The sequence below is a fragment of the Embleya sp. NPDC059213 genome (assembly GCF_042754445.1).
Classification (GTDB): Bacteria; Actinomycetota; Actinomycetes; order Streptomycetales; family Streptomycetaceae; genus Embleya.
Genome location: NZ_JBHZAV010000256.1, coordinates 1 through 10,841 on the forward strand (window position 1 = coordinate 1; position 10,841 = coordinate 10,841).

General features: G+C 71.4%; 9 protein-coding genes. 8 read left to right on the plus strand and 1 reads right to left on the minus strand.

Features of this window, described 5'->3' with window-relative positions:
• Positions 1-79: 79 nt before the first annotated feature.
• A complete protein-coding gene (gene murA, locus ACFXMF_RS43915; RefSeq protein WP_360307285.1) occupies positions 80-1,423 on the minus strand; it encodes a UDP-N-acetylglucosamine 1-carboxyvinyltransferase in 1,344 nt (447 codons plus the stop codon).
• 151 nt (positions 1,424-1,574) lie between these two features.
• Between murA and ACFXMF_RS43920 the strand changes: the two genes are divergently transcribed.
• From ACFXMF_RS43920 to ACFXMF_RS43955, 8 genes are all read left to right on the plus strand, one after another.
• A complete protein-coding gene (locus tag ACFXMF_RS43920; RefSeq protein WP_360307288.1) occupies positions 1,575-1,949 on the plus strand; it encodes a hypothetical protein in 375 nt (124 codons plus the stop codon).
• Between the two features lie 4 nt (positions 1,950-1,953).
• Positions 1,954-2,511: a YqgE/AlgH family protein gene (locus ACFXMF_RS43925; protein ID WP_360307291.1), complete on the plus strand. Its 558-nt coding sequence runs from the start codon at positions 1,954-1,956 to the stop codon at positions 2,509-2,511.
• Positions 2,512-2,630: 119 nt separating this feature from the next.
• Positions 2,631-2,948, plus strand: coding sequence for a DUF3039 domain-containing protein (locus tag ACFXMF_RS43930; protein WP_360307294.1), 318 nt, complete (start codon positions 2,631-2,633; stop codon positions 2,946-2,948).
• 378 nt (positions 2,949-3,326) lie between these two features.
• On the plus strand, positions 3,327-4,160 hold the full coding sequence (locus ACFXMF_RS43935; RefSeq protein WP_360307779.1) for an FAD binding domain-containing protein: 834 nt from the start codon (positions 3,327-3,329) through the stop codon (positions 4,158-4,160).
• A complete protein-coding gene (locus tag ACFXMF_RS43940) occupies positions 4,157-4,726 on the plus strand; it encodes a 2Fe-2S iron-sulfur cluster-binding protein (protein WP_360307297.1) in 570 nt (189 codons plus the stop codon). The genes ACFXMF_RS43935 and ACFXMF_RS43940 overlap by 4 nt, the downstream gene beginning before the upstream one ends.
• Positions 4,727-4,756: 30 nt before the next feature.
• Positions 4,757-6,928 (plus strand): xanthine dehydrogenase family protein, encoded by a 2,172-nt coding sequence (locus tag ACFXMF_RS43945; RefSeq protein WP_360307300.1) that lies wholly within the window; start codon positions 4,757-4,759, stop codon positions 6,926-6,928.
• 121 nt (positions 6,929-7,049) lie between these two features.
• The gene (locus ACFXMF_RS43950; RefSeq protein WP_379987578.1) at positions 7,050-8,459 is read left to right on the plus strand and encodes an MFS transporter; all 1,410 of its coding nucleotides are present in this window, start codon (positions 7,050-7,052) and stop codon (positions 8,457-8,459) included.
• A 115-nt stretch (positions 8,460-8,574) separates the two neighbouring features.
• Positions 8,575-10,356 carry a DEAD/DEAH box helicase gene (locus tag ACFXMF_RS43955; RefSeq protein WP_360307312.1) on the plus strand — a complete coding sequence of 594 codons (1,782 nt, stop codon included), beginning with the start codon at positions 8,575-8,577 and terminating at the stop codon, positions 10,354-10,356.
• Positions 10,357-10,841 lie beyond the last annotated feature (485 nt).

A 10,841-nucleotide genomic window follows, 5' to 3' on the forward strand; every position in this document is an offset into this window, starting at 1 on the left:
AGAGACATGTGTATCCGAGACAGGGCCCCTGTGGCCCCGGGAAGGGGGCACCGGGGCCACAGCGGCCGGCGGAAAATCGTCAGGCGACGCTCTCGGTGACCCGCATCGGCAGCTCCACGCGGGCGCCCAGGGCCTCCAGCTTGGCCTGGAAGTCCTCGTAGCCGCGTTCGATCAGGTCGATGCCGGTGACCCGCGAGGTGCCCTCCGCGGCGAGGGCGGCGATCAGGTACGAGAAGCCCGCGCGCAGGTCCGGGATGTCCAGGTCGGTCGCGTGCAGCTTGGCCGGTCCGGAGATGACCGCGGAGTGCTGGAAGTTGCGCTGGCCGAAGCGGCACGGCGTGCCGCCCAGGCACTCGCTGTAGAGCTGGATCGTGGCGCCCATCTGGTTGAGCGCGGAGGTGAAGCCGAGCCGCCGCTCGTAGACCGTCTCGTGCACGATGGACAGCCCGGTGGCCTGGGTCAACGCGACCACCAGCGGCTGTTGCCAGTCGGTCTGGAAGCCGGGGTGCACGTCGGTCTCCAGCGCGATCGCGTTCAGCGGACCGCCCGGGTGCCAGAAGCGGATGCCCTCGTCCTCGATCGAGAACGCGCCGCCGACCTGGCGGAAGACGTTCAGGAACGTCATCATGTCGAGCTGGCGGGCGCCGCGGACGTAGATGTCGCCGTGGGTGGCCAGCGCCGCGCAGGCCCAGGAGGCGGCCTCCAGGCGGTCCGGCAGGGCGCGGTGGTCGTAGCCGCCGAGCTTGGACACGCCGGTGATCCGGATCACCCGGTCCGTGGTCACCGAGATGATCGCGCCCATCTTCTGGAGCACGCAGATGAGGTCTATGATCTCCGGCTCCACCGCCGCGTTGGACAGCTCGGTGGTGCCCTCCGCGCGCACCGCGGCCAGCAGCACCTGCTCGGTGGCGCCCACGCTGGGGAACGGCAGGCTGACCTTGGTGCCCTTGAGGCCGTTGGGCGCCTCGATGTAGAGCCCCTCGGGGCGCTTGGTGATCACCGCGCCGAACTCGCGCAGCACGCTGAGGTGGAAGTCGATCGGTCGGTCGCCGATCATGCAGCCGCCCAGGTCCGGGATGAACGCGCGACCCAGTCGGTGCAGCAGCGGCCCGCAGAACAGGATCGGGATCCGGCTCGAACCCGCGTGCGCGTCGATGTCCGCGACGTTGGCCTGTTCGACCTGGGTCGGGTCCATCAGCAGCTCGCCGGGCTCGTCGCCGTCGCGCACCGCCACGCCGTGCAGTTGCAGCAGGCCCTTGACGATGCGTACGTCGCTGATCTCCGGGACGTTGCGCAGCCGACTCGGCGCCTCGCCCAGGAGTGCGGCCACCATCGCCTTCGGCACCAGGTTCTTGGCGCCCTTGACGCGAACCTCGCCCTCAAGCGGGGAACCGCCGTGAACCAAGAGCACGTCGTCTTGCATGAATCCTCGCACTTCTGTGGGTACCGAAGCCGACAGGGGAGATGGGCCGACAGCGCTACACGGTAGTGGGACCGGTGCCGCTCCCGTGCCGACTCACGGCGCCGAAGGGCCCGGGAAAAAGGGTCGTTCGGCCCGTGACCGAAGGGGTCGGATGACCGTCGGCAGGCTTGCGTACTGGGCATTCGCGGGAGCGGTGCTGGTGAACCTGGTCCTCCTGTTCAATCCGGGCAGTCCGGGCGACCCGGCGCCGTTTGTTCCACATCGTGACAAGATCGTGCATTTTCTCTCGTTCGCGGCCATAGCCTGGACCGGTCGGCGTGTCGGAATCGGTCCGTTCGTGCTGGGCGCGGCGCTCGCGGCACACGCGGTGGAGAGCGAACTGGTCCAGCATTTCCTGCTTCCGCACCGCAGCGGCGACCCGTGGGACGTGGCCGCGGATCTGCTCGGCGCCCTCGGCGCGCTGACACTCGCCGGCCGACTTCCTCGCGGGGTGGCACACCGCGACGCGGCGGTTGCGGGATCATGAGCGCATGACCGAGGTAACGCTCACCGGACGCCTGCTCGTGGCCACGCCCGCGCTGGCCGATCCCAACTTCGACCGGTGTGTGGTCTTCCTCCTGGAGCACGACGAGGACGGCACCCTCGGTGTGGTGATCAACCGCCCCAGCCCGGTGGACGTCAACGACGTGCTCGTGCCGTGGTCCAAGATCGTCAGCGAGCCGCCCGTGGTCTTCCAGGGCGGTCCGGTCGCGATGGACTCGGCACTGGCCATCGCGTCGGTGCCGGGCGGGGCCGAGCCGCTGGGCTGGCGTCGTGTGCACGGCGGCCTGGGGCTGGTCGACCTGGACGTGCCGCCCGAACTGGTCGCCGCCGACTTCGGCTCGATGCGGGTGTTCGCCGGGTACGCGGGGTGGGGGCCGGGGCAGTTGGAGACCGAGCTCAAGTCCGGTGCGTGGTACGTGGTCGACTCCGAGCCGGGCGACGCGTTCACACCCGCGCCGGACCGGCTGTGGCGGGCGGTACTGCGGCGCCAGGTGGGCGAGTTGGCCATGGTCGCCACGTATCCGGAGGATCCGACGCTGAACTGACGGCGGGGCGGGGCCGGAGCGGGGCCGGGCCCGGGTGTGCGCCGGGTGGTGCGGACCGCGACGCGGGCGTGATCCAACGCGCCGTTCGGTGCCGCCGACGTCTGGCTATCCTGGTGGGCATGACCACTCCCCAGAGCTTCCCGGAGCCGGAGCACGGGACGGGCACCGGCACGCTGATCGAGGAGACGCCGAAGCTCTCCCACGGCGACGGTGACCACGAGCGCTTCGCGCACTACGTCCAGCGCGACAAGATCATGGAAAGCGCGATGTCCGGGAGCCCGGTCATCGCCCTTTGCGGCAAGGTCTGGGTGCCGGGTCGCGACCCGAAGAAGTACCCGGTCTGCCCGATGTGCAAGGAGATCTACGAAACGATGCCGGCCGGCGGGGCCGGTGGCGACAAGGACAAGAGCGGTGGCAAGAGCGGCGGCAAGAAGTAGGTCGCCGCGGATGTACTGATGGTGCCGGAGGCGTCGGTCGTGGTGACCGGCGCCTCTTGCGTTGCCCGGGTGCGGGGCTTCGGGTGTCGGGTTCGGCTTCCGGTCCCGCCTCCCGTCTCGCATCCCGTTCGGGTGGCGTCTCTCGCATCCCGTTCGGGTGGCGTTCGGCGTCGCCCCGGCGTCGCGTCTCGTGTCGGTCGGGAAGGTCCGTTCGATTTGGTCGGAGGCCGGTGTTTTACGGCTTCGGAGCGGGTCTGGGCGGGCCTGGTGGCGTTCGGGAGTGCCGGGGTTTCGGGTTGCCTCAAATCTGTGCCGGGTCGGCCCTTTCGGTCGGCGCGTGGCAATAGGGTGGGCGGCGCTGTGGACGCGACGATCTTGATGCCGCTGTCGCTCGACGAGGCCGTGGACGCCCTCGCGCGCGATCCCCGGGCACTGCCGGTGGCCGGGGGGACCGACCTCATGCCCCGCGTCAACGCCGGAACGGTGCGACCGCCGGCCCTGGTGGGTCTGGCCAAGGTCGCCGACCTGCGGCGGTGGGGTTACGAGGGCGATTTCGTCATGCTCGGCGCCGGGCTGACCTGGGCCCGGCTCGCGGACGCCGACCTGGCCTCGCTCGTCCCGGCGTTGGCCGCCGCCGCCAACGAGGTGGGCACCGCGCAGGTGCGCGCGATGGGCACGCTGGGCGGCAACATCCTCGCGAGCGGCCGCGCCGCCGACTCGCTGCCCGTACTCGCCGCCCTGGAGGCCACCGTGTCCTGCCGTTCGCCGGGCGGAGTGCGCGAGGTCGCCCCGCATCTGCTCGCGCCCCAGGCGGGTCCGATCGCCGAACAACTGTTGCGCCCGGGGGAGTTGATCACCGGCGTGCGGGTGCCGTTGCTGCGCGGCGTGCAGGAGTTCGTCAAGGCGCCGGTGGGTGGTGGGCGACACCTGACCCTGGCGCTGGTGGCCGGTCCCGTGGTCGGCGACGTGCGTTGTGCGGTCGGCGGGGCGCATCCCGGTCCGGTGCGCGCGTTCGCGGCCGAACAATGGCTGGCGGGACGGATGGACCCGCACACGGGTCGGCTCTCGGACGCGCGCGACGCGGCCGACTTCGGCCGGTTGGTCGCGGACGAGATCCGGCCCGAGGCGGAACAGCGGGCCGCCCGGGCGCACCTGCGGCACGTGGTCGCGGTGTGCGCGCGGCGCGCGGTACAACGGGCGTTCGGCGGATGAGCGGCCCCGGGTTCGACTTCGACGCGGCCCCCACCACGTCGTACGTCCTGCGCGTCAACGGCGAGGCGCGGCTGATCGAGAACGCCTGGATCGGCGAGAACCTGCTGTACGTGCTGCGCGAGCGGCTCGGCCTGCCCGGCGCCAAGGACGGCTGCGGACAGGGCGTCTGCGGGACCTGCACGGTGCACCTGGACGGGGTCGCGGTCTCCGCGTGTCTGGTCGCGGCGGCCACCCTGGGCGACCGCGAGGTGCGCACCATCGAGGACCTGGACAACGACCCGGAGACCGCCGGGGTGCAGCGCGCGCTGGTCGAGTCCGGCGCGGTCCAGTGCGGATACTGCGTGCCGGGAGTGGTCGCGTCCGCGTGTGCGCTGCTGGCCCGCAGCTCCGAGCCGGGCGAGGTGGAGATCCGGCGGGCGCTGGACGGGCACCCCTGTCGGTGTGCCGGGCCGCATCCGATGGTGGACGCGGTGCGCACCGCGGCGCGCAGGCGCGCCCCGCGCGAGACCCACTCGACGATGATGTTCAACGTGATCGCGCCGCCGGCGGCCGGCGGCACCGAGTGATCGGCGAGACCAAGTGATCGGCACGAATCGGTGATCGGCGAGTCCGCACCGCGCCCCGACGGGGACGCCAAGGCACGGGGGCGGTTCTCCTACACCGGCGACCTGTGGGCGCCCGGCCTGCTGTGGTGCGTGCTGGTGCGCTCCCCGTACCGGCACGCGCGGATCCTGGACGTGGACCCGGCCGGGGCCTACGCGGTGCCGGGGGTGCGCGGCGTGGTCACCGCGGCGGATCTGCCGCCGGGCGCGTGCCACGGGGTGATCGTGGCCGACCGGCCGGTGCTCGCGGACGGCGTGGTGCGCTTCGCCGGGGAGGCGGTCGCGGCGGTCGCCGCGGAGACGCTGCACGCGGCGCGGGCCGGCGCCGCGGCGGTGCTCGTGTCGTACCAACCGTTGGAGGCCGCCTCGGATCCCGAACACGCCTTCGCCGGGCCGCCGTTGCATCCGGACGGCAATGTGCTGCGGCACATCGCGCTGCGCCACGGGCGGCCGGTCAAGCTGCGCCGGGACGGCACGCCGGTGGACGAGGTGGTGGTCGAGGGGCTGTACGAGGTGCCCGCGCAGTACCAGGCCAACCCGGCCACCGACGCCGCGCTCGCGCTGCCCTCGCCGGACGGCGGCGTCGAACTGCACGTGGCGTCGCCGTATCCGCACGCGGATCGGGACCAGGTCGCGGAGTGTCTGGGGCTGCCCGCCGGGATGGTCCGGTTGATGCCCACCGGCGCGGGCGGCTCCGCTGGCACGCGCGAGGACGTCGGACTGACCGCCGTGGTCGCGCTGTTGGCGCTGCGCACCGGGCGGCCGGTCAAGGCGGTGCTGGAGCGGGACGAGTCGTTGTCGGTGGGCGGACATCGGCACGCGGCCCGGATGAAGTACACCCATCGGGCGGATCGGGACGGCCGGTTGCTCGGGGTGGAGGCGCAGATCATCCTGGACGGCGGCGCGTACGCGGGTGTCTCGGCGGAGGTGATCGGGCGGCTGATCGGCTGCGCGGCCGGGCCGTACATGGTGCCGTACGCGGCGGTGGACGCGTGGGCGGTGCGGACCAACAATCCGCCGGCGGGGGCGATGCGTGGGCCCGGCGCGGTGCAGGTGTGCTTCGCGCACGAGGCGCAGATGGACAAGCTCGCGGACGCGCTGGGGATGGACCCGGTGGAGTTGCGGCTGCGCAACGCGCTCAGCTCCGGAACGATGTTGACGACGGGTCAGGTACTGGACGGGCCGGTGCCGGTGGGGGCCGCGTTGCGGGCGGTGGCCGAGGCCGCGCCGCCGGCCGCGCCGCCCGCGCCCGGGACGTTGCGCGGGACGGGGTACGCGGTCGGGTTGATGCCGCTGCTGGGCATCGAGGGGGCCGACGAGTCGTCGACGGCGACCGTGCGACTGGACGGTGGCGTGGTGACGGTGACCTGCGCGGCGGTCGAGGTCGGGCAGGGCTTCGTGACCCTGGTCCGGCAGATCGTGGACGAGGTGTTGGGGGTGCCGGACGCGATCGTGCTGCAGGCGGGCACCGCGTTGCCGACGGCCGGGGCGCCGGGGGTGGGGCGGCATACCTGGCTGACGGCGGGCGCGGTGGAGCAGGCGGCGCGGGAGATCCGCGAGCGGCTGTTGGCGCCGGTGGCGGCGCGGTACGGGATGACGGCGCGGTTGTTGGACGTGCGGGACGGGCGGATCAAGTCCTACGACGGGCTGATCGACCTGTCGGTGGACGCGATGTACGAGGACACCGCGACGGTGACGACGGCGGGCGCGTGCCGGGCGCCGAGCACGGAGCCGCTGGACGACGCGGGGCAGGGCAACGCGTACCCGGCGGTGGCCTTTTCGGCCTGTCGGGTCGTGGTCGACCTGGATCCGGAGTTGGGCACGATCCGGGTGGTGGACGTGACCGGCGCCTACGACGCGGGGCGGGTGTTGGATCCCGGGCAGGCCCGGGTGCGGGTGGAGAGTTCGGTGGCGATGGGGGTCGGGCTCGCGCTGACCGAGGACATCGAGTCGGTGTGGTCGCCGCCGGGGACGTGGGACGTGCCGGCGGTGCGGGTCGCCGCGTGGATCGAGGAGCCGCAACCGGGCGCGCCGTTCGGCGCGAAGGGCCTGGGCGACGCGGCCGTCGTGCCGGTGCCGGCCGCGGTCGCGGCGGCGGTGCGGGATGCGACGGGGCTGGAACTGCCCCGGTTGCCGCTGCGGCCTCGGGACGTGGTGGTGGAGTAGCGCAGGAGCAGCGGGTGTTGCTCGGGCTGGTCGGGTTGCTCGGGTGGCTTGGTGCTGCTCGGTGCTGCCGGGTGCTGCTCGGGGATAAGTAGGTTGATATGCCAGGGTCTAGGCTGTCTCGGTGACAGCCGTAGGGGAGTCGAAGTCCACGCGACGCAGCGCCGAGACGTCCGGCGATCGGGAGCCCGGGGTGCTGACCCGGCCCTATCTTCAGCTCACGCTCGGCATCGTGTCGGTCGTCCTGCTGATCGCCTTCGAGGCGATGGCCGTGGGCACCGCGATGCCGGTGGCGGTCGAGGAACTCGACGGCGTGCCGCTGTACGCCCTGGCCTTCTCCGCGTTCTTCACCACGAGCCTGCTCGCCATGGTGGTCTCCGGCGAATGGTGTGACGCGCGTGGACCCCGACTGCCGCTGTTCGGCGGGATCGGGGCGTTCGCGGCCGGCCTCGTGCTGGCCGGCACCGCGCGGTCGATGTGGCCGTTCATCGCGGGCCGGGCCGTGCAGGGCCTCGGCGGCGGGCTGGTGATCGTGGCGCTGTACGTGGTGGTCGGCAAGGCGTACCCGTCCGCGCTGCGCCCGCGGGTGTTCTCGGCGTTCTCCGCGGCGTGGGTGCTGCCCTCGATCGTCGGGCCGCCGGTGGCCGGCCTGGTCACCGATCACCTGGGCTGGCGCTGGGTGTTCCTGGCCATTCCGGTGCTCGTGGTGTTGCCGATCATGATGATGCTGCCGCAGCACAAGCGGATGGCGGGCGAGCCGGATCCGGACGCGCGGATGAACCGGGGCCGGATCCGCGCCGCGCTCGGCGCCTCGGTGGGCGCGGGCATGTTGCAGTACGGCGGCCAAGACCTGAACGTGCCGGGCGTGTTGTCGGCGGTCGCGGGCCTGGCGCTGATGGTGGTGACGGTGCCTCGGCTGTTGCCGACGGGGACGTTGCGCGCGGTGCGCGGGCTGCCGGCGGTGATCCTGTGTCGGGGTGTGCTCGCGAGCGCGTTCTTCTCGGTCGAGTCCTTCGTACCCCTGATGCTGATCAGCGAGCACGGCCTGTCGCCGACGCGGGCGGGGCTGACGCTGACCGTGGGCGCGCTGTCCTGGGCGCTGGGGTCCTGGTACCAGGGCCGCTCGCCGCACGAACGTCGGCCGCTCCTGGTCCGGATGGGCTTCCTCTTCGTGGCCGTCGCGATCGGCGGGGCACTGCTGGCGCTGGTCCCCGGCGTATCGCCGTACGTGGTCACGGTCGGCTGGTTCTTCGGCGGCGCCGGCATGGGCATGGCCGTCTCGTCGATGAGCGTGCTCACCCTCGACCTGTCCACCCCGGAGGAGTCGGGCACCAACTCCTCCTCCCTCCAGGTCGCCGACTCGCTCGGCACGATCGTCATGGTCGGCCTGGCCGGCGCCATCTTCGCCGCCCTCCACGAGGGCACCGGCAAGGACTCCGGCGTCTTCACCCTGATCTTCGCCATCATGCTCGCCACCGCCCTCCTCGGCACCCTCCTCGCCCCCCGCCTCCACCCCATCCGCCAAACCCCCTGACCGCTCGGTTCGGGACGTGTCGGGACGACGTCGGGGTGGGGGAACCCGGTGGGGGCTCGGGTAGCCTGAGGGCTTGGTGTCGGGTGGAATTCCGGGTTGGAGCAGAGTCGTCGCAGTGAGTATTGCAGCCGCGTCCCATCTGTCCCCGGCCTTCCCGAATCGTGCCTCCTGGGGTACGGCGAACAAGCTGCGTGCGTGGCAGCAGGGGGCCTTGGACACCTATCTCGAACGGCAGCCTCGGGACTTTCTCGCGGTGGCCACGCCGGGTGCCGGCAAGACGACGTTCGCGTTGCGGATCGCCTCGGAGTTGCTGGAGGCGCACGTGATCCATCAGGTCACCATCGTTGCGCCGACCGAGCATCTCAAGAAGCAGTGGGCCGAGGCCGCGGCACGCATAGGTCTGCGGATCGACCCGAATTATTCGAGTTCGTCGGGGCCGGTGTCGCGGGAGTATCACGGGATCGCGGTCACCTACGCGGGTGTCGGCGTGCATCCGATGTTGCATCGGCGGCGGGTGGAGAACCGTAAGACGCTGGTGATCCTGGATGAGATCCACCACGCGGGCGACAGCAAGTCGTGGGGCGAGGCGTGCATGGAGGCGTTCGAGCCGGCCACGCGCCGGCTCGCGCTGACCGGCACGCCGTTTCGGTCGGACATCAATCCGATTCCGTTCGTCGCGTACGTGGAGGGCAAGGACGGCATTCGGCGTTCGTCCGCCGACTACACGTACGGCTATGGCCACGCGCTTTCGGACGGGGTGGTGCGGCCGGTCATCTTTCTGTCGTATTCGGGCGACTTGAGGTGGCGGACCAAGGCCGGGGACGAGATCGCGGCCTCGTTGGGCGAGCCGATGACCAAGGATGCGATCAGCCAGGCCTGGCGTACCGCGCTGGATCCGCAGGGTGCCTGGATGCCGCAGGTGTTGCGGGCCGCGGACAAGCGGTTGGGCGAGGTGCGCAAGGCGATTCCGGACGCGGGTGGGTTGGTGATCGCCACCGACCACGAGTCGGCGCGGGCGTACGCGCGGATGATTCGGGAGATCACCGGGCAGGGCGCGACCCTGGTGTTGTCGGACGACACCGGCGCGTCGAAGAAGATCGAGGACTTCTCGGCGTCCGAGGATCGCTGGATGGTCGCGGTGCGGATGGTGTCCGAGGGGGTGGACGTGCCTCGGCTTTCGGTGGGGGTGTTCGCCACCACGATCTCCACGCCGTTGTTCTTCGCGCAGGCCGTGGGCCGATTCGTCCGGGCCCGGCGGCGGGGCGAGACGGCCTCGGTGTTCCTGCCTTCGGTGCCGACGCTGCTCCAGCACGCGAACGAGATGGAGATCGAGCGCGATCACGTGTTGGACCGCCCGAAGAAGGAGGGCGGGATGTACGACGAGGAGGACGCCCTCGTCGCGCAGGCCAACGCGCAGCAGGACGAGCCGGGGCAGCAGGAGGAGTTCGCGTTCGAGGCGCTGGAGAGCGAGGCGCGGTTCGACCGGGTGTTGTTCGACGGTGCGGAGTTCGGGCTCCAGGCGCACGTGGGCAGCGAGGAGGAAGAGGAGTACCTCGGCCTGCCCGGACTGCTCGAACCCGACCAAGTGCAGATGTTGCTCCAGTCCCGGCAGGCCAAGCAGGTGGCCAAGAGCCGGCGCAAGCCGGACCAGCAGGCCGACCTGTCGGAGAAACCGGCGGACCAGCGACCGGTGGTGACGCATCGTCAGATGACCTCGATGCGCAAGGAACTCAACACGATGGTGGCCGCGTGGCACCACCGCACCGGGCAGACCCACGGGCAGATCCACAACGAGCTGCGCCGGGTGTGCGGCGGGCCGGCGGTGGCCCAGGCGTCGGCCGGGCAGTTGGAGGCGCGGATCGGGAAGATTCGCGAGTGGGCCACGTCCGGGCGGTGAGATTCACGGCGGCCGGGGCGCGACTCGGGCCGGTACGGGGAGTCGGTTCGTGGCCGGCGATCTCATGGGTTGGGACGGTGTGTCCGGCTGGTGAGTACGGGGCTGCTCGGTCGTGGTCCTGGGGACACGTGTCGAGGATCGCATTTGGCGATTTGTGCGGTATGTGCTAGACGTCCTGGTTCAGCGGAGATTTTTCCTGTCCGTATCCCGGATATCCGGTGCCAAAACTGCCCTCTCTGGTTAGCGTGATCTTCCGACGCGCCGCGCAGGAGGAACCGTCCTTCGCGGACGTGGGAATCCGTTCGGCCTGCCCGCCGAGTGGCGACGAGTACGTGTCCTGGCCCCATGACCTGGCGCCGCACAGCCTCGCGAATGTGGTGTTTCGTTCGGGGATCGAACGCCGCTGGACGTAATGCAACGTCACGCGAAGGGAGGGGGGTCGGTGGTCGCCGAAACGTCACAGACCCTGGACCGAGGTCTCAAGG

What these genes read in the sequence shown, in the direction of transcription:
- ACFXMF_RS43935 (WP_360307779.1), top strand. Translation starts at nt 3,327, where the DNA reads ATGCCGCTGTCGCTCGACGAGGCCGTGGACGCCCTCGCGCGCGATCCC.
- ACFXMF_RS43920 (WP_360307288.1), top strand. Translation starts at nt 1,575, where the DNA reads ATGACCGTCGGCAGGCTTGCGTACTGGGCATTCGCGGGAGCGGTGCTG.
- ACFXMF_RS43930 (WP_360307294.1), top strand. Translation starts at nt 2,631, where the DNA reads ATGACCACTCCCCAGAGCTTCCCGGAGCCGGAGCACGGGACGGGCACC.
- murA (WP_360307285.1), bottom strand. Translation starts at nt 1,423, where the DNA reads ATGCAAGACGACGTGCTCTTGGTTCACGGCGGTTCCCCGCTTGAGGGC.
- ACFXMF_RS43940 (WP_360307297.1), top strand. Translation starts at nt 4,157, where the DNA reads ATGAGCGGCCCCGGGTTCGACTTCGACGCGGCCCCCACCACGTCGTAC.
- ACFXMF_RS43925 (WP_360307291.1), top strand. Translation starts at nt 1,954, where the DNA reads ATGACCGAGGTAACGCTCACCGGACGCCTGCTCGTGGCCACGCCCGCG.